This is a genomic window from Paenibacillus agaridevorans, assembly GCF_003112455.1.
GTDB classification, from domain to species: domain Bacteria; phylum Bacillota; class Bacilli; order Paenibacillales; family Paenibacillaceae; genus Pristimantibacillus; species Pristimantibacillus agaridevorans.
On sequence record NZ_BDQX01000028.1, the window covers coordinates 44,255 to 63,571 of the forward strand.

The window sequence follows — 19,317 nt, forward strand, 5'->3', positions numbered from 1 at the left end:
AATTTATTGGGGAGGCGAACGTTCCGGATGAAGAAAGCCAACTCCGCCAACCCGTCGCTGATTCGCGATATCAACCGTACCAGCGTGCTCGATGTCATGCGGAGGACGGGGCCGATCTCGCAAGCGGATATTGCAAAAATATTGGCGCTTCAACCCTCGACGATTATGCGGATCGTGACCGAGTTATTGGAAGAACGACTGATCGTATCTGTCGGTCAGGGCAAGACAACTTCCAAAGGAGGCAGAAAGGCAACCTTGTTGGAACTGAACAAGGACGGCGCGTATGCCATCGGCGTCGATCTTAATGCCGACGAAGTCATTGCCGTGCTTCTCGACTTGGGCGGCGTTATTGTTGCCGAAGTTCGGACAGACTGTCCCTCGGAGTCTGGACCGAATCATGTCATGGATACGGTTAAACAATCGATCGAAGCGCTCCTTGCCCAATCCATCGTGTCCGCCGATAGAATGATAGGCATCGGCGTGTCCGTTCCGGGAAAAGTGGACAGCGTTACAGGTACGTCCGTCATGGCGATTAATTTTCGGGATTGGTTCAATGTGCCGATTGGCGAGCAGTTGGAGCAAGCTTTTCAATTGCCGGTATATGTCGAGCATGATATGCGTTCCATGGCGTTCGGAGAAATGTGGTTCGGCAACGAATACGATCATATGCTGTGCCTTGGCTTCCGAAGCGGCATCGGTCTCGGACTCGTTCTAAACGGCGAGCTGTATCGGGGTGCCCATCAGCTTGCAGGAGACGTTGGCCATATGATTGTCGACCCTGACGGTCCCCCTTGCAGCTGCGGCAGAAAAGGCTGCCTGGAAGCCGTCGCAAGCGAAAAAGCCCTCCATAATAACGTTCGCCGCTACGTCCAACAGCATTCGCTGTCATCGGCCGACAAACTTACGATTACGATGGAGGAGCTGAATATTCGCTTCATTTATGAGACGTTTCTCCAAGGGCATCCCGATATAACCGCAATGATCAAGGAAGCCGCGGATTATATCGGAAAGACGCTTTGCGATCTGATTCGGGTATACGATCCCCAAGCGATCGTAATCGGCGGAAACGTCCTTGCTTCAAGCAGCGAGTTTCTGGACCTTGTACGTTCCGCGTATCAATCCATGCAGCCGAATTATGCCGACGATATTCCAAGTATCCAGCCGGCACGGTTCGGAGAGCAAAGTATTGCCATAGGCTCGGCTTCCCTGATGCTGTCCCGGCTGTTCAAGCCAAACGGAGTATGATAGAGCGTGATGGAACGCCGACAGATCAACGGTTTTCCTCGGCTGCATAATAAACAACATATTCATGCCCCGGTTTGTCCAATCGAAGTTCATACAGGTTAGGTTCCAAACGGTACAATACGCCCCCGATGCTTTCGGGGCTTCTGCCGCTGCGAAACTGCAATCGTCCCGTCCCCGCCGGCACCGATACCCGAATGGTTGTGGTATCCATATAAAGCGCGACCTCTCCTGCGGGTACGGGAACTTTCCCTTCCATCCACTCCAAGCCGCCCAAGGCGGGACGAATAAGGATCTCTTCATACCCCGGCTTCGCGGGCGTAACGCCCAGAAAATATTTGCCCGTTAAATAAAGGGGACTCGCTCCCCATGCGTGGCACAGACTCTTGCCGTATTTCCGGCCATACATCGCATATTGTTCGGACAAGGTTGCGTGAGGGTCGTACTCCTCCCAGAATGAAGTGGCTCCGAGCTCCAGCATGCCGCCCCAATATCCCAGCATCTCGTCAAGCACATAGGCATGCTCCCCGATCTCGCACATGGCCGCAAGTTCATAAAACCTCATATAAGGCGTCGTAATCGCCGGAACAGCCGGATTCAACATCACACTGCGCTTGACGGTTTTTTTCTTCGTCGGATCCAGAAATCCGAACAGAAGCGCCATCATATTGGGATGCCTGGTTACGGATGAATCGATTGCGCCATTCACCCTGCGATGGATGTAAGCTTCCTGTTCCTCATCCCAGAAGATGTTCTGAATATGGCCCCGAAGCTGGCCGGCCATAAAATGATATCGAACCACAGTTTCTGCTTCGCCAAGCAACTCCGCAAACATCGAAACGGTTTCCAGACTGAGGCAGAACAGCATTTGCTCGAATGCAAGCTCTCCCTCCTTCTCGATATCCGCCCAGTCTACGAACACCCAGTCGCCGGGTTGCCCTTCCAGCATTCCATCGGCATTCGTCCGATTGATGCAATAATCCATCAGTCCGATCATGCGGCCATATTGCTCGCGTATAAAGCTTAAATCTCCCGTGTAAAGATAATAATCTTTTAACCCCATAAACCAATACAACGAATAATCCAGAATCGTATTCAAATGATGATCCACAGGATCCTTGCCCCTAAGAGCAACAATCGTGCGACGGGTGGTTGGGAGATCGAAGAATAAATAATAATTCATTAAATAGCTCTGATAAGCATCTCCCGACCACACCCAGCGATCCCGTTTCAATCCGTCCAGGAAAAATTCGCGCGTGTTCAAATGAAGCGTGTATGCGGCGACATCCCAAATCCGGTTCATCGTGTCATTCGAACAACGAAAACTTCCCCGGTATTCCACAGGCAAGTATTCGTACAGCAATGACGCGCGGTCGATGCTCACACCTTCTTCCCATGAGATACGAACATACCGTAAGGCACGGGAATGCTGCACGATCGCTTCCTGGCCCTTTTTCGAGGATATGACCAGTTCATCGAATGTCTCACAATTCTCGAAATCATTTGCTTCTTCCTCCGACTCCCCGTATACGAGCCGTATCTTCCCTTCGCCTTCGATGTCATGCAGTTGCATATAACCGAAGGTTTGCCGGCCGAAATCCAGAAACAGCGAACGGTCGCCCGGCTCGATTTTGACAGGTTCGATGGGCATCGTTTCGAGCCGAAAATCCGAAGGCGGAACAGCCGCGTCCGTAAACCCGGCCTTGCCGGCTTTAACAAAACCAGAAAAAAACAATTGGCTGACTTCCCAAGAATCGTCCGAGACCAGCGTCTCGCCTTGTACGAACAAGGAAGGCACGCGTGTCAGGTGGTGTACTTCAACCGTCAAGGCGTACTCTCCCTTGCCGAACCAGATACCTTCCTCCGGAATACGGTCAGGCGTTGCTCCGTTTACTTGAAGTCTCATAGCGCCATCGGCGCTAAACTTGACCGTTTCTCCCGTGTCCGTGACGAATGTTTTACGAAACCGCACCGAAGTATAAGGACCGTCCACTCGCCAGATCGGCGGAACGATGACACCTCTTTCGTCTCTCCTGAATTCGACTTCCCTGCGCAGCCAAATTTCGAAATCTCCCGGATACCAGATCCATTGTGCTTGTTTGTCGCCCATGACTCCCCTCCCGAATTCAACAATGTCTATGTGATAACAAATCACTGCCTGAATTGCCCCTTACCGGGAAACGGACCGCAGGTTTACAAGTTTCCTGCCGTCGCGATCCGGTTGTAGGCGTTGATGCTGCCGATCGAATGCCACTCGTTCGACCTCGGACCGTCGAAATATAGCCGACATTCTTCCAGCTCTTCCAGGCGTTCGAGCCTCCCGCTCAAATAGCCGGCCAGCCGTTCGATCGCCGTATCCAATCTCGCCAGCGCGCCGCCGTAACGGATGTCGAGCACTTCCCAGCCAAACGGCTTGCACGTGCCCATCCACAATTCGCGATGCGTCGCGCGAAGCGCTGTTAGACGCATGTGCAAATCCGGAAGCACTTCGTCCGCCAGCTGCCGTAGTTCGTCGGACAGAACGCCATCGTAAGCCTGCTTAAGCCTCAGTCCGATTTCACTCTTAATCTTCAGGACGCCGCATAGCCGGGCGTAGAAACGGAACAGCGGCTCGTAAATCCCGGATCGCTCGCACGCCGCCTCGATCGCGCGCTCCAGCTCTGCATAATAGGCGCCCAAGCCCCGGCCTTCCGCATGCTTGTCGAACAAGCCGAGGAGCGGGTCCTGCCAAAGCAGAAATTTCGACGGATTCGGCGGACTGTACAGGGTCAGACGGTTTCCTTCTTCTTCCGAGATCAAATCGGGTTTCTCTAGCAGCATGAAATCGTCGAATCGGCCGCCCGTGCAGAAAGAGAACCTCGCCGCCAGCTTGTTCCCGTCGACTTCGCGCGCGTAGCCGTGCTCGGCGAACAGCTGCATGCCGGGCAGGGCGCAAAGCAGATTCGTCTCGCCGCCGTTGTCCCCCCACATCGTGGCGAAAACTTCGCGGACGCCCTCGGCTTTGCATACCGTAAGGGCGGCCTCCGATGTCAGCCAAGTTTTGCGGTAGCTGGGGCACAGGCCGTTCCACGTCCAGATGCCGCCCGCGAAGACAGGAACGGAACCGAGCGTCTGGTGCTTGCGGATAAAGCGCGCGTAATGATCCGCATCGTGATGGTAATAATCCCAATAGACGAAGGAGACATTGTCGGGAATGCCCGCCACGACGTTGTCGGGAAAGTCCACGGATTGGTCATAGTAGTCACCGGTCTTCGACCCGAGGCGGAAATACATATCGCTCCAGATCATCGGCTTAAGGCCAAGCGCTTCGGTAATGCGCAGCACGCTCCGAAGATGCGCGTTCATGATCTCGAATCGCGGTTGGACGCCGTTCTTGCGCAAATACTGTCCGAGTCCGAGGGCGTGCGCCTCGTCCATCCCGATATGGATTCGCTTGCTCCGCAGCGGGGCGGAGGCGTGGCGGATCATCTGTTCGATGAACGCGTAAGTTTCCGGTTCGCCAACGAGAAAAATGTCGTGCGTATCCCGGATGTCCGTCGCGTTATTCCACTTCAGCGCATGTTCTACGTGGCCCAGTGTCTGGATGCACGGAACGACTTCGATGCCGAAAGTATCCGCCAGATCGTCGAGCGCCTTCATTTCATTAAAGCTATACTTGCCGCGCATATAACCGAAATATTCGTTGTCATCGATCGAGAATGTATCCTCGGTATAGAGCATGAACCCGTTCAGGCCCATGACAGCCATATTCAGAATGAATTGCTTTATGTTATCCAAGGATACTACGGCGTTGCGGGACACGTCGAACATCATTCCGTTGAAATCGAATTGCGGTTCTTCGCAAATATCCACTGCGACCGTCTCCCCGGCATTTCGCAGCGCTTCGATCAATAATCCCAGACCGCGAAAAAAATGAATCTTGCGATCGTACTGAAGCTCCGCTCCCTTGGTCTCGGCGCAAACCTCGATGCGGCCCGCCCGGTGCCGAACGCTAATCGGGTAACCGTCCTCGCTTTGACGAAAGCCGAGCTTGTCTTCGAGCAGCCGAACGCCTTGCTCCAGATCGGCGGATAAGCCGTGAAATCGTAGTTTCATCGTAATCTGCTCCCTCATTTTTAATGAAGTTATCTTTTGACGACGCCTCGGTCAGTCTATCAAAAATGTTCTCTTACCGCCGCTGTCGGCCAGTAATCAGGAGTAGCGAATACGCGACCGGTAGCAAGCGAGCAACGCTTCGTTATGCCGGTCGCCGCCATCCCGGTTCGCGCTGGCAAGCACCGGCGGCTCAATGCCCCGGGCTACGAGCTTGTCGATCACCGACACGATAAGCGCCTGAATGAGCAATATGCCGCCGATTGTCGAAGAAGGACCGGTTTTCCGCCCGGAGCCGTCGTATTCGAGCAATGCGTCTCCCGGCTCTCCGCCGTTATCGAGTACAATATCGGCGATTTCGTAAAGCTTCTTCGCGCTCGGCGAGCGTGAAGCGGTTGTCGTCGAATGGCGCATCGAAGTGATCGCGACGACATGGAGCCCCTTCTTCTTGCAAGCCTCGGCGACCTGGACCGGCACCGCGTTGATGCCTGAATTTGACACGACAACGATCGTTTCACCCGGCTTTAGATCGTAGCCGGTCAGCAGAACTTCCGCGTACCCCGGCAGCCGCTCAAGCAGTGTCGCCCGGCCGACGTTCAGCTCCATCAACGAATCTTCGAGCATGGCGTTGACACAGGCCAGGCCGCCCGCGCGATTGAACGCGTCTTCAGCGATCATGTGGGAATGGCCGCTTCCGAAGACATGAAGCACGCCGCCGCCGGCGATCGAATCGGCAACGCGTTCGGCAGCTTCTTCAATCCGATCGCGCTGTGTCGTTCGAATGTTTGCGATAAGCTCGACCATTCGGTCGAAATAACGTTCCATTAAAGTCATGGGTATCCTCCCGCCATATATTTATGTTCCTGCATCGTCAGGGGGGCTGTCCGGCTGCGGCAGCTAACGCCGGTTTCCAACAAACGATTTGTTCGTCCCGACGGATCTCCGTTATTCATCATTGAGCTTCTCTTCCGCGAAGACGGTCGCGGCCGCGCCCATGACGCCGGCCAGCGTTGGGAACTTCGCCAGTACAAGCTCGACGGGACTGACGGCATATCGGTAACGCGCCGCGAGCTCGTCGCGAACGGGATCGAGAAGAAGACTCCCTGCCTGGCTGACGCCGCCTCCAATCACGACCGCCGTCACGCCGAACAGTTGCATGCAGTTTACGAGACCGGCCGCCAGCTTCTGCCCTGCGTCGCGAAACAATTCGGCGGCTTGGGGGTCCCCCGATGCGGCTGCCTGTGCGGCCGATTGAAGGAGGTCCGAGTCCGGACCGCCGCCCGGACTTTGAGCTTCTCCGTTCAGTTTCATGCGCATGGCGGGAGCCGAAACGTACTTTTCCAGGCAGCCTTTGTTACCGCACGTGCAGGGGAGGCCGTCGAATGCGATGCTCATATGGCCCAAATTCAAGGAGGATACTATGCCAGCGCGATACGGCTCGCCGTTCACGAACAAGCTGGCTCCAATCCCCGTTCCTATGCACACATATAGAAAATTAGGCAAACCTTTGGCCGCACCGTAATGCTTCTCGCCTAGCGCTCCCGCGAGCGCATCGTATTCCAGGTACACGGGAACATCTCTGGGCGGTTTTACGAAGCTGTCGAGCGCGACGTTCTCCCATTTCAAATTCACCGCGTGCAAAATCTTGCGATTGCTAGTATCCAATATGCCTGGGCACGACACGCCAATTCCGGCGATGCGGCAGCCATTCGGCAACCGTTGGACGAAGCGATCAACGTGTAAGGACAAAGCGCGGATGTCGGCTTGCCCGTACGGGTTCTTCTGCAGCGGTACGGATTCGTGCGCGAGCAACTCTCCGTTTGGCCATACAGCTCCAAGCTTCAAGTTCGTTCCGCCAATATCTACGCCAATGGCAAGCTCACGACCAACATTCATAATCGATAAGGCTCCATCCTTTTCATATTAGTTTCTTTCCAAAAGCAACTAATTAAAATTTAAAGGACATCGTTGAACTTGTCAATTCATTTTTTTGATAAAAATTGGAGGGCGTTATTGAAATGGCCAAACTTCCCTCCCCTTCGAGTAGCCTATAAGCTAGTTACCCGAATGGTGGTTAATCACGCCATTAAATTTACGAGTTCATTTTAAATCGTTTCTTTTGGAAAATGAAAATAACCCCGCAATTAAAGTGAATTGCGGGGTTATTGAAGCTCTTATACTTTCCTATATTTCGAGCCCCCCTACTCTCGCGTGGTAAATAAGGGGAAAAGCTCCCTTTAGTTGGCTGCCCTTTCGTTTCTTCGAAGTCTTAAAGGGAAATTCTCCCTCTAAATCAAGTGGATTAGAGAGCAGACGTCAATTGGATAGAGATTAGAGGGAGAATTTCCCTTTAAAGCCGCAAAATCCAGTATAAAAGCGAGATTAGAGGGGGATTTTCCCATTATTCTCATCATGACTTGCTTTGGCTTATTTCGGTGCCGGGCATTGGCATTGCGGCATGCTGGACGAACCAGTCCAGAACTCCATGAAACATGCCCTCCGTAAATTCATGAGCGACATTAAATACTGTAATCTCGAAACGGTCAGGGGATACCTTCCTCCATTTGCTAGCTTTGACGGATAAGCTTCGTGATGCGGCCATCAAAAATCCATTCTGCAATATAGACATCGCCATGCGAGTCGACACACACGCCATGCGGGGAGCTTACTTTATCCGCGCGATAATACGATTTCGGCAAGTTCGGCCATCCAGCCTGCTTATACGCTTGTTGATCTTCTCCAAGATGGGTAATAAGACGATCATTTTTATCCAGAATCGTGACTCTGCTGTGGAGATCCGGCAGATAGATCTCATCTCCGAAGAAGTAAAAGCTGCACGGAAAATCCAGATTATGATCGATAAACCGCTTATGCTCGCCTTCTAGCGTAAATACCTGAATGCGATTGTTGCTGCGATCCGCAACATATAGCTCCGGCTCATCTCCACGCAGGTTAACGGAAATGCCATGCGGCTCAAGCAGCTTGCCCGCTTCGGAGCCTCTTCCGCCCCAGGAACGCACATAGTCTCCCGCAGAGGTAAATTGATGTACATAATATTGACCATAGCCATCTGATACATAAATATCTCCATTAGGCGCCACGCATACATCCGTCGGAATATACTTACGCTCTGCATCATACAGATCAGGCCGATCCGGCTGACCGACTTCTAACAGCACCTCACCCTTAAGAGTTGTTTTTACTAATAGCGCTCTTACCGTATCTGTAAAGTATAAGTACTCTATGCCGTCCGCATCCCGGTGCAGATAAAATCCATGCGCTCCCCCTTCGAACTCATCGCCGAATGAATACTTGAAGTTGCCCTCGCGGTCAAACACGACAACAGAGTGTTTGTTTGTATGATGGACATAAACATTGTCCTCCGCATCTACGCAAATACCATGTGTATAACCATAAGCGATTCCCTCCGGAAGCCGGCCCCATCCCTCGGCCACTTCGTATTGATGCGTCTCGTTGCCAATGAATTTCCCCATATGTATTAACCCTCCCTTTTAAAATCATGCGGCTCCAAGCGGCTTGGAAATCCTGTCTATCATTATACAATGTCTTGCTTTTATTACCAGTCACCCAAGTCACCAAACTTCTCCCTTGCCAACCGGTGAAATCCTGCCTTTGTTCTAACATAATCGGAAAGACCACAACAAACAAACCGCCTCTCTGCAAAATAGAGGCGGTCTTTTGCTGCTCGGATGATTACATCGTACCGTTGCTCATCTCGGCGACAACGTCGATTTCGACAAGCAAATCATAGTTCAAGTCGCAGTATACGGTTGTTCGCGCTGGATAAGGAGCGGTGAAATACCGAGCGTATATTTCGTTAAACTCTTTGTACAGCTCCCGTCTGGATAAGTAGATGTTTACTTTCTTGACATGGCAGAAATCAAGATTGTCTTTTCGTAATATTGCGAGAATATTTTCCATCGTTTGTACCGTCTGTTCTTCCAACGTAGGACCGACAACCGCACCTGTCTGCGGATCGAGCCCGCCTTGTCCGGAAACGAATATGGAGTCGCCGATACGAGAAGAAGAGGAGAAGGGCAACACTTTCGGCACGCTACTCATGTAAAAAACCACCTTTTCTATTAATATATGGTTCAACTAAAGCTGTCCGTTATATTTGATATGCAACGCAGGAGTTTGAATCGTCGCATTGTGATGGAGGGATTCCATCGAATAATGAATCATTCCGGTTGTAAGCAACGTCCTTTCGATCGGCACGGGAGATTGCCCGCTAAGGACCATATCCTCAATCCTTGCCGTTAACGTCTCGAAATGATTGAACGGACGCGCCAAATCTGATTCGAACCGTACCGCGTATTCCTCGCTTGCAAGTGTTCGCCATGCAACGGACCACTGCTGAACTTCGTTCGGCAGTTGCAGCACATACCCCGTTACCCCGTCCGCGTACCTCGCTGTCATTAATACAGGATCGTTTACTCTTGTCCGCGGATGTCCAACCCGGCGATCCGGATGAGTTGCGAGCGCCAGATGCATCAATTGTTCCGGCCACTCTCCCCGATCCATCTCCTCCCAGACTTGTTCGCCTTGGACAACTCGAATGGACGTTACGCCGGTTTCTCCTCCCGAACGTCTCTCCGCTAACGACTGCAACGCTTCCCATGCATGATAGCCGTAATCCTCGGTTCCCCCAAAGCTGACCGCAAGCAGTTCCTGCGGCTTCTGCAACGACGCTTCGTTGACGGCCGGAACGAGCGGAACGAGCGGAATCGAAGAGCCTCCCAAAAAAGGAATTCCGCGCGCTTTCAATGACCGGTATATCCATAAGGCATCGTCCATGTGCCACGACAAGTGCTTATCAGAAAAGATCGGGACCCGCACGCCAATCTCATCGAGCGCATTCAGCGTTTCCTCCGCAAAGCGCCGGCGCGGATAGTCTTTCTGACCGTTCGGGACCATCGGATACTGCCCATGCTCTCCTATAATCAGAACGCCTGCAAGCCCCTGACCGTGACGGTTAGCTTCGACAATCGCTTCTTTAATCGTCCCGCAAATCGGTATTCCCGCACGCGCCGCCTCCTCCCTGCTCATATCGTTATCAGGAAATTGATCCAAATAAAGCGACGCGACCTCGATGCGCGGCTTGAATCCGAGCTGTCCGAACAGACGCCCGACAATGACTTCGGCATGTGAATTGTAACGATACTCCGTTATAATAACGGCTACTTTCGGCTTGGCCGATCCACCCGTTTGCCCCATTATCGATTGCCCCTTTTCTCCCGATCCACCTTCTCCGCACTCCCTGCCTGCCCAATGTTCTCCATAGAACTGCAGCAAGAGACCAGCCACTCCCCAACTGCCCTTGCAATTACGTAAAAAAAGTGCTCGCCCAGCTCTTTCGTCGCCCCGCCCGGCGAGTCGGTATAACCGTCCCAACCGGTAATGATGCCGCGACGGCCGACGAAGACATTCGTCATCCCGCGCGCGATCGAAGTAATGGCGGGATGCTCCTGCTTCTCGAAGGGGCCGGTCACGACTTCCGGATTGAGCGCCATCATCATGGCTGCTTCGAATGCGCCAGCATGGCCAGGCACCGGACCGATCTCCCCGGCATTTGCGTCCGCCAATGCTTGCTTCGCCAAGTTCCAATAAGACGCGGCAGCCGTCCACATCGGATATTGTAGAGCCAGATCCACTGCTGCTTGCTGCATCACCCACTCGTTACCGCCGTGGCCGTTCACGAAGACGAGCTTCCCGAAACCATCAAGACTCAAGCTCCGTCCAATGTCCATCAGTATCTGCAGGTATACCTCTGATGATATGGACAACGTTCCCCCGAACGCGAGATGATGCTCCGAGCAGCCGATGCCAAGCACCGGCGCCATCAGGAGTTTCGCCCCAGCACCTGTGGCGATTCCAATTGCCTCCCGGCATATTCGTTCGCAGATCACCGTATCCGTCCACACCGGAAGATGCGGGCCATGCTGCTCCGTAGCGGCCAAGGGAATGACCACAGTGTAACCGTCATTGGCGAATTGCTTCAATTGTTCGCGCGTGTATGCGCCAAAGTCTATTCCGTTCAACACATGAATCCTCCATCTATTGGATAGAGTGAGCCTGTAACGTAAGCGGCGTCATCCGAGAGCAAGAATGCCGCCAAACAGGCGACCTCTTCCGGACGGCCGCTTCTCCCGATCAGGTTATGCGTGGACTGAAGACCATCGGGGGATTTGATATCTCCCGGCACGATCGCATTAGCACGCACGCCGAACGGCGCTTGCTCAACCGCGATAATACGAGTCAGATGATTGATCGCTGCTTTCGCCGAGCTGTAAGCAATCGGAGCATTCTTGAGCGGAATATTGCCGAGCACGGAAGATGTATTGACGATAGTCCCTCCGCCCGACTCTTTCATCATCTCCACGACATATTTATTGACGATAAACGTGCTTGTCAACGTTCCCTCGATGACAAGGTTCCACTCCTGCAACGACGCCTCGGAAATCGTCTTCCAGATTTGGGTGTAGACGTTATGGAACAAACCATCCAATCGGCCGTATTTGATCTTTATTTGCTGAATTACATCTTTAACTTGTTCTTCATTTGTCGCATCTGACGCATACAGATCCAATCGTTCCCCGTACATTCGTTTCCATTCCAGGAACTCATCAACTGTGGAGAGCTCGTGCAAATCCGAACCAATCACCCATGCTCCCTCTTTCAGGAAGTGTTCGACTGAAGCTTTGCCTATCAGTCCCAATGCGCCGGTAATCCAAATAATCTTATTCTCTAAGCTCTTTTTGTACACGTATGATCCTCCTACCCTCACCGTTCTCCGTCCGTTACCCTTTCACTCCGCCTAGTTATTATGATTTAGTCATGATGTTGTAGAGTATCTGTACAAATTGCGCTCTGCTTGCCGAATCTTGCGGCAGGATGTTGCCATTGGTACCGGAGATTATTCCCGCTTTCACAAACTGTTCAATGGCGTGATTGGCATAATCGGCAATCTTCCCTGCATCCTTGAAGTCTGACAGATTTTTGACGTTGCCTGCTGCCGGCCGTTCATTGATGTTCGTAAGCGCATTGTATACCAACACAAACAATTCCTGTCTGGTCACCTGTCTGTCAGGGGCAAATTTATTGCCGCCTACCCCGTTGGTAATTCCCAAATGCTTCGCCACTGCAAGATATCCGGTGTAGTAGGTGTTCCCTGCATCACCGAAGTTGTTTCCGGTGTTTTCATCAGGACTGATACCGAAAGCTCTCATCATCATGACCAAGGCTTGCGCTCTGGTTACACTGTCATGCGAACCGAAGTTTCCATTGCCCACCCCTGTAGTGATTCCTCTTGCCGCCGCAAAGGTAACCGCATCATAGTACCATGCGCCCTCTGCCACATCTGCAAAGTCGACCTTGTTGTACGCGACTGCAAACCTCGAGGCTCCTTCTATCTTGAAGGTCAGTATTCCTGTTGCCGGGTCGTAGATGCCACTGGTCACTATCACCGGTAGCCCCTCTTCGTTGATGGCATAAGCGACAATGGCATTCGGATTTTCTCCTGCTTTCAGTGTATACGGAATAGCTGCTTCCGCTTTGCCTACAAGCTGTGGTATTCCCTTTTCTCCGCTTGCAATATCAAAGCTCACTACCGGTCTGCTGCCAACCTGGCTCCGAATTCCAGCCGGCAATTCGGTGTCTTTCTCCTTCGCAGCCGTAATGGTTATGGTCCCCGCCGACTGTTTCAGAAGTCCTTCTGCCGTCCTGTCATCCAAGGTCATCGTTCCAAACGGTGTAGAAACGACCAAGGTATCCGCCTTGCTATCTATGAATGCTTTTAGGGCTTCATCTGTCAGACTAATACCCGCTGTCCCGGCATCCGCCCCCGCGTTCACTTCAATTCTAACTGTCGTCACTGTTCCTGCACCTTGCTTTGCCGCTTCAGCCTCAGCCTTCGCGATGGCATCCTCCACCTGTTTCTCGGATATTGGCGCTACAGCCTTTCCGTTCTGATCTGTCGCGGGTTTTACAGGTATCGTCGTTGTTACACGTCCATCCTCAAACGTTGTTCCAGGCACCGATGTTGGTGTTGGTGTCGGGGAAGGCGTCCCCGGACTTGTCGTCCCGTTCACCATCTTTATCAGCACGACATCTTTAATCCCGGATATATTTCCGGCCGCATCAATGGCCTTTACCCTGTACCTGCGTACCGTACCGGTCTCCAATCCGGCGTGAATATATGTTGTTGAATCCGTTCTGACCGTTCCATTAATCCCGCCTATCTCCGGCGAGTTCAACACTTCCAGAATATATCCGACAACGCCTACATCATCAGTAGCCGGCGACCAGCTTACACGAACTTCGCTGCCGGAGATTTGCTCGGCTTTCAAACCCTCCGGAGCCGTTGGCGGTGTTACATCCAGTTCCGTATTGACCTGCCAAAGCATAGCAGGACCGGTGATGCCCCCGGTACCCAGTTCATCCAGGACTTCATTTCCCACATCAACGACAATCAAATTCGGTTCGCCAAATTTAATCGCCGGCGTAGCGTCAAATTCCCACGGTTTCATCAGAGGAGAACCCTTCTGAACTAATGTCAGCTCTGTACCGTTCATCCATACTCTCGCTGTCTCATCAATACTGCTGAACCAAAGCCGAATCGGCTTTCCTGTATTAAACTCCGAGTCCACATCAACCGTTGTTCTGTACCAGGCATGTCCTTTGTAATAACCAATCCCCTGATCGGACCAGGACTCCGAATAGGTTTTCAGTTTCATCCAGGATTCCGTTCCCAACCCAGGTTTCCAGAGCCCCAATTTATCCCCGGAACCATTCGGGAACAGCATAACATGCCATTCGTCCGGCAACTCGGCAACCATTCGGTTGCCGTTGCTGAGCCGTTGACTTCCCTGATTTGTGATTTTATCAAAGAACCAGTCCGTATAATTATAGGAGGCAAGGGTATTGAGCATGACAGGAGAGTGAATAACAGCCTGTTCTCTTACTTTAGAGATTTGATCGAATTTTTCCTTAGCCTCAATAAACTTAAAGCTGTTAATCCGTTCCTTCATTTGAAGGAAGTTATCGCCAAAGCTAAAAGCAACGCGCACCATATTGACCCGTCTGGCATATACGGGATCCGCTGCCCGTTGCGCCGCATCTTCAGCTTCCCTTAGCGACTGCTCCATCGCCTGCATGACACTGTCACTTAAAATATGCTGAAAATCATGGATACTTCCCGCATAATAATCTGCTTGGGCAAAAGCATTTTCCAAAATGTCAAAATGTCTTTTCATCGGCTCTGCGGCAGATCCATAAAACGTTGTAAAGTAGTCCTCCAGCAAAGCAGCCACATCCAGATCGGGGTTCCACATCATCTTGGCCGCCAAATAGAGCGTTGGTCCATGATAGGCCCACGCCGGAAGCGCCTCGCCGCGTATGCCGATAATACCCTGTTCGTAGAAATACTTGTATTCTGAGCCTATTCTTTCTGTAAGCGAAAAAGGTAGCCCCGGATCAGCAAGATTATAAAGATAATCATATATCATTACGTTAGGACTCACCCTTTTCCAGCCGTCAATCATGTCCTTGATGTGCTGTCGCTCCCACGAAAGCGGATTGTCAATGCTTTTCATCCTATCCGTTCTAATGGAAGCGATGATCGGCACTATCCTGGGATCCGGCATATGCTTTACTGGCGGATAATAATACTCGTCATAGGCAAAGAAAGAAATTTTCACATCATGATATCCGGCATCATCAAGCTTTTCCAAAACAAGATTAAAAAATTTCATATAGCGATCTGTTAACGATAATGTTCCTCCATGTATGGCACCCTTAAAATCCCCGTCCCACTCAGGGTCAGGCTGGAGTACCAATACAGGTCCGTCATTGGGTCCCATTCTTAGATATTCAAGCTTGGGATCTGCATCCAATCTTCTGATTGCCTCCGCCACGACAAGGTTCAGTACTTCCGGCTTGGTCACATCGTATTGTCCGGTCGGATTTCCTTTGGCATCAGGCAAAAACAAATCAGGACGTTCTTTATTCGTAGGCGATGTAATCAGTAATCCATGATTTCCTAACGTTTTCTGATTCAGACGCATATGTTCGACCCAAGGTACACCTTCTGTCAGATTGACGCCCACCGGCAAACCGGCACCCACGACATATGGCGCAACAGCTTGCAAAAAGCGGAAATCAAAGCCCGGGTGCTGGATGTTGTCCTGATAACCGACCGCAATTGTACGCATAGACGGAACTACGGTGCCGATATCACCGGGCATGAACCACCGCACGCCAATTTGCTCCAGGAGCTCGTAAGCGGCATAAAGGCTTCCTTTGTCATCGTCATCCAATCCTGCTAATCGAATGATCCCCTCCTTCACATATAGCTGGAATGAATCGGGTTCAGTTCCTTTGGCACGGATTGCGGCCTTAGCTGCATCAAGATCTGGAGCAGCTCTTCCGATATAGATCTTTGTGCCCTGTACCTCGGCCGTGTCATCAGCCACAGGCAGTTCTACTCCAGATATTTGCCGAATAAAGTCTTTGAGTTCCTGCATCGCCTTCTTTTCATATTCGGTTGCACTTTGCGACAAGATGATCGTAGACCGTGATTTTCCGTTCTCCACCAATACGAGCTTGGGATCCGTAGGGCCATTTGCAGCCAATGCCTGGGGCACCGAAGCAAACAACAACCCAATGATTAATCCCCAGCAAAGAAAAAGTTTTCTTGTCAAGATGCTCAACTCCTATCATCCATAATTTAGAGGGTCATTGGGGCTGCATGGTGATTTCCACTATGTCGCTAGAGCTGGCAATCCCTACATCAGATGTCGCCGGATCCCAGCTTAATTTCATCGCGCCGTTAGCCAGCGGCTCCGATTTCAAACCCGTTGGGGTTGTAGGTGGGCCGGCAGGTGTTACATTTTCCGACATTGTTATCTGTACTACGGCACTATAATCAGCAGACATATTTCCGGCAGTATCGATTGCCTTCACCCTGAACCTGCGTGTCATACCGGGTTGCAGTCCGCTGAGGATATACGCATTCGTTGTCGATTTTATCGTTTCCAGCACTCCCCCCGGAGGACTCTGGTTCAGCACTTCCAGGCTATACCCGGCAATTTCGAAATCTTCATAAACGGTAGAAGGGTCCCAGCTTATATAAACCTGGTCGGCGGAGGTTTGCTTAACCTTCAAACCCGTCACCGTTGAGGGCGGATTCATGGTTACACGTGCGTAAGCACTATAGTTAACCGATTTATTTCCGCCAGTATCGATTGCCTTTACCCTGTACCTGCGCTCCATGCCGGGTTCCATACCGGTGTCGATATATTCATTTGTCGTAGTGATGACCGATCCAAGCACTCCCCCTACGCTCTCCCGGTTCAGCATTTCCAACTGATATCCTGTAACTCCTGTATTATCTGCGGGTATATCCCAGGTTACTTTCACGGTGGTGGTACCGGGGATGTGTACTGCTTTCAAGTTCTTCACATCCGCAGGCGGGAGATAATCCAACTCCGTATTGACCTGCCAAAGCATGGCAGGACCCATGATCCCCCCGGTACCCAGTTCATCTATGTCTTCATTACGCACATCAACGACAATGACATTGGGCTCGCCAAATTTAACCGCCGGCGTAGCGTCGAATTCCCAAGGTTTTGTCAAGCCCGTCCCCTTCTGCACCAATGACAGCTCTTCGCCGTTTATCCAAACCCTGGCTGTCTCATCGATACTGCTGAACCAAAGCCGAATCGGTTTTCCTGTGTCAAATTCCTCGGCGATATCTATCGTTGTCCGGTACCAGGCATGTCCCTTGTAGTAACGAAGCCCTTGGGCGGACCAGGTCTTTGAATAGGTTTTCAGCTTCCCCCAGGATTCTGTTCCCAAGCCAGGTTTCCAAAGCCCCAGGTCAACTCCGGATGCATTTGGGAACAGCTTGACATTCCATTCATCCGGCAACTCAGCAACAATTTGGTTTCCATTGCTGACCCGTTGTTTTCCTCCATTTACCATTCTGTCAAAAAACCACTCTACATAGGTATAAGCTTTATAGCTGCTTAAAATGGCTGGGGAGTGAAGAACAGCCTGTTCCCTGAAATCATAAACGTTATTAAGCTTTTCCTTTGCCGCATCAAAATGAAAAAGATTGAACTGTTCGAGCATTTCAAGAAAGTTTTCACTGAAACCATTAGCGATGCTGATCATATCAATCCGTTTGGCATATACCGAATCCGATGCCACCTTCGCCTTTGCTTCCCCAAGTGTTCTTGCCAATTCTTGCATGACTTCATCGGTCAAAATGTGTTGGAAATCATAAATGTTTCCGGCGGAATAATCCGCTCTTGCAAAAGCATTTTCCAAGATTTCAAAATGCTCCTTCATCGGCGATGCCGCAGGTCCATAAAACGTTGTAAAGTAGTCCTCCCGCAAAGCTTCCACGTCCAGATCGGGGTTCCACATCATCTTGGCCGCCAGATAAAGTCCCAGGCCTCCATACCCCCACTCCGGCGTAGTCTCGGCGCGTATGCCTATAACTCCATGTTCTTTGAAGTACTTGTACTCTGTACCTACTCTTTCTGCCAGCGAAACAGGCAGGCCCGGATCGGCAGGGTTATACAGATAGTCGTAAATCATTACCGTGGGACTTACTTCATTCCAGCCATCAATAACTTCTTTTAGATAGTTGCGCTCCCATGCAAGCGGATTTCCGATGCTGTGTATCCGATCCAGGGTGAGGGAAGCAATCATCGGTACAATTCGTTGATTTGGCGTCCACCGTACCGGCGGATTATAGTAAGTGTTATAAGCGTAGAAAACAATTTTCACATCTTGATAGCCTTCTTTTTCAAGTTCCTCCAAAACAAGATTAAAAAACTTTATATAACGATCCGTCGTTGATAATGCTCCTGTTAATACATCCCTATCATCCCCATCCCATTCAGGGTCAGGCTTGAGTACCACCACATGCCCATCGCTTGGTCCTATACTCAGATATTCAAGGTTGGGATTTTTCTGCATTTTTGCAAGCGACTCTGCTACAACCATATCCAGCACCTCCGGCTTCGTCACGTCGAGGTGTAACGAAGGTGTTCCGTCGGCGTTGGGCAGATACAGATCCGCTCGCGTTGATCTCGATGGAGGGGAGCTCAACAATTCATGCGCACCAACTGTCTTTTGATTAAGGCGCATATGCTCGACCCAGGGTGTAGCCTCTTCGAGATTGCTCCCCATCGGCATACCGGCAGCCCACAAATATGGCGTGGTAGCTTGAAAAAAACGGAAAGAAAGACCCGCGTGCTGGATGGTGTCCTGATAGTTAACCTCAATCGTTTCCAGCTCCGGAACGACAGTTCCGATATCGCCAGGCATAAACCACCGTACGCCAATTTGCTCGAGGAGCTCGTAAACGGCATAAAGGCTTCCTTTGTCGCGGTCGTCCAACCCTACCAGGTTAATGGCTCCCTCCTCTACATGCAGCCGGAATGAGTCGGGTTCATCTCCCTCCGCCCGGATCGCGGCCTTCGCTGTATCAAGGTCTGGGGCAGCACTTCCAATATAGATCTTGATTCCGTCCACGCCGGTCGAATTGCTCACAACAGGCAGCTCAACTTCAGCTATTTGTTTGATGTAGTCTTTGAGTTCCTGCGCGGCCTTCTGTTCCTGTTCGGTTGCACTTTGCGACAAGATGATCGTGGACCGTGATTCTCCGTTCTCGACCAATGCGAGCTTAGGACCCGTATCATTCGGCACTGCGTTCAAAGCATCCATACCAATCTCCTCAGGCAAACCGGTTGAGCCATTTTCCGCCAAAACCGAGGGAACTACGGAAAACAACAGCATAATAATCATCCCCCATACAAGAAAGCGCTTTCCTATCACATTAATCATCTCCTTCTAATCGTGATTTGAGTGAGCAAAATTGGACGCAACAAAAAGAAACCCACGTTCCGCATGAAAGCGTATCCGTTTTTTTCATGTAGAACGTGGGGCAAA

At 51.3% G+C, this 19,317-nt stretch carries 12 protein-coding genes; 1 reads left to right on the forward strand and 11 read right to left on the reverse strand.

What is annotated here, in order from left to right; translation table 11 throughout:
- Positions 1-27: 27 nt before the first annotated feature.
- Entirely contained in the window at positions 28-1,245 is a 1,218-nt protein-coding gene (locus PAT3040_RS01695; protein ID WP_181376392.1) for an ROK family transcriptional regulator, read from the forward strand.
- A 25-nt stretch (positions 1,246-1,270) separates the two neighbouring features.
- Here PAT3040_RS01695 and PAT3040_RS01700 read toward each other — a convergent pair whose 3' ends face one another.
- The 11 genes from PAT3040_RS01700 to PAT3040_RS01750 all read right to left on the reverse strand — a co-directional run bounded on the left by PAT3040_RS01700 (position 1,271) and on the right by PAT3040_RS01750 (position 19,203).
- Positions 1,271-3,352, reverse strand: coding sequence for an alpha-L-rhamnosidase-related protein (locus tag PAT3040_RS01700; RefSeq protein ID WP_108991294.1), 2,082 nt, complete (start codon positions 3,350-3,352; stop codon positions 1,271-1,273).
- A gap of 83 nt (positions 3,353-3,435) precedes the next feature.
- Positions 3,436-5,337, reverse strand: a complete 1,902-nt coding sequence (locus PAT3040_RS01705; RefSeq protein ID WP_108991295.1) for a beta-N-acetylhexosaminidase — start codon at positions 5,335-5,337, stop codon at positions 3,436-3,438.
- A 96-nt stretch (positions 5,338-5,433) separates the two neighbouring features.
- Positions 5,434-6,168 carry a sugar isomerase domain-containing protein gene (locus PAT3040_RS01710; RefSeq protein ID WP_108991296.1) on the reverse strand — a complete coding sequence of 245 codons (735 nt, stop codon included), beginning with the start codon at positions 6,166-6,168 and terminating at the stop codon, positions 5,434-5,436.
- A gap of 111 nt (positions 6,169-6,279) precedes the next feature.
- A complete protein-coding gene (locus tag PAT3040_RS01715) occupies positions 6,280-7,230 on the reverse strand; it encodes an ROK family protein (RefSeq protein WP_108991297.1) in 951 nt (316 codons plus the stop codon).
- A 671-nt stretch (positions 7,231-7,901) separates the two neighbouring features.
- Positions 7,902-8,828, reverse strand: a complete 927-nt coding sequence (locus PAT3040_RS01720) for an NHL repeat-containing protein (protein WP_108991298.1) — start codon at positions 8,826-8,828, stop codon at positions 7,902-7,904.
- A gap of 220 nt (positions 8,829-9,048) precedes the next feature.
- Positions 9,049-9,417, reverse strand: coding sequence for a RidA family protein (locus PAT3040_RS01725; protein ID WP_108991299.1), 369 nt, complete (start codon positions 9,415-9,417; stop codon positions 9,049-9,051).
- A 36-nt stretch (positions 9,418-9,453) separates the two neighbouring features.
- Positions 9,454-10,572, reverse strand: a complete 1,119-nt coding sequence (locus PAT3040_RS01730) for a hypothetical protein (protein WP_108991300.1) — start codon at positions 10,570-10,572, stop codon at positions 9,454-9,456.
- Positions 10,572-11,399, reverse strand: a complete 828-nt coding sequence (locus PAT3040_RS01735) for a creatininase family protein (RefSeq protein ID WP_181376393.1) — start codon at positions 11,397-11,399, stop codon at positions 10,572-10,574. The genes PAT3040_RS01730 and PAT3040_RS01735 overlap by 1 nt, the downstream gene beginning before the upstream one ends.
- The gene (locus tag PAT3040_RS01740) at positions 11,393-12,121 is read right to left on the reverse strand and encodes an SDR family NAD(P)-dependent oxidoreductase (protein WP_181376394.1); all 729 of its coding nucleotides are present in this window, start codon (positions 12,119-12,121) and stop codon (positions 11,393-11,395) included. The genes PAT3040_RS01735 and PAT3040_RS01740 overlap by 7 nt, the downstream gene beginning before the upstream one ends.
- 58 nt (positions 12,122-12,179) lie before the next feature.
- Positions 12,180-16,055, reverse strand: coding sequence for a DUF4838 domain-containing protein (locus PAT3040_RS01745; protein ID WP_108991303.1), 3,876 nt, complete (start codon positions 16,053-16,055; stop codon positions 12,180-12,182).
- Between the two features lie 34 nt (positions 16,056-16,089).
- Entirely contained in the window at positions 16,090-19,203 is a 3,114-nt protein-coding gene (locus PAT3040_RS01750) for a DUF4838 domain-containing protein (RefSeq protein WP_181376395.1), read from the reverse strand.
- Positions 19,204-19,317 lie beyond the last annotated feature (114 nt).

Excerpts from the sequence above, each read along its gene's own strand:
- PAT3040_RS01695 (WP_181376392.1), top strand. The coding sequence starts at position 28 with ATGAAGAAAGCCAACTCCGCCAACCCGTCGCTGATTCGCGATATCAAC.
- PAT3040_RS01700 (WP_108991294.1), bottom strand. The coding sequence starts at position 3,352 with ATGGGCGACAAACAAGCACAATGGATCTGGTATCCGGGAGATTTCGAA.
- PAT3040_RS01705 (WP_108991295.1), bottom strand. The coding sequence starts at position 5,337 with ATGAAACTACGATTTCACGGCTTATCCGCCGATCTGGAGCAAGGCGTT.
- PAT3040_RS01710 (WP_108991296.1), bottom strand. The coding sequence starts at position 6,168 with ATGACTTTAATGGAACGTTATTTCGACCGAATGGTCGAGCTTATCGCA.
- PAT3040_RS01715 (WP_108991297.1), bottom strand. The coding sequence starts at position 7,230 with ATGAATGTTGGTCGTGAGCTTGCCATTGGCGTAGATATTGGCGGAACG.
- PAT3040_RS01720 (WP_108991298.1), bottom strand. The coding sequence starts at position 8,828 with ATGGGGAAATTCATTGGCAACGAGACGCATCAATACGAAGTGGCCGAG.
- PAT3040_RS01725 (WP_108991299.1), bottom strand. The coding sequence starts at position 9,417 with ATGAGTAGCGTGCCGAAAGTGTTGCCCTTCTCCTCTTCTTCTCGTATC.
- PAT3040_RS01730 (WP_108991300.1), bottom strand. The coding sequence starts at position 10,572 with ATGGGGCAAACGGGTGGATCGGCCAAGCCGAAAGTAGCCGTTATTATA.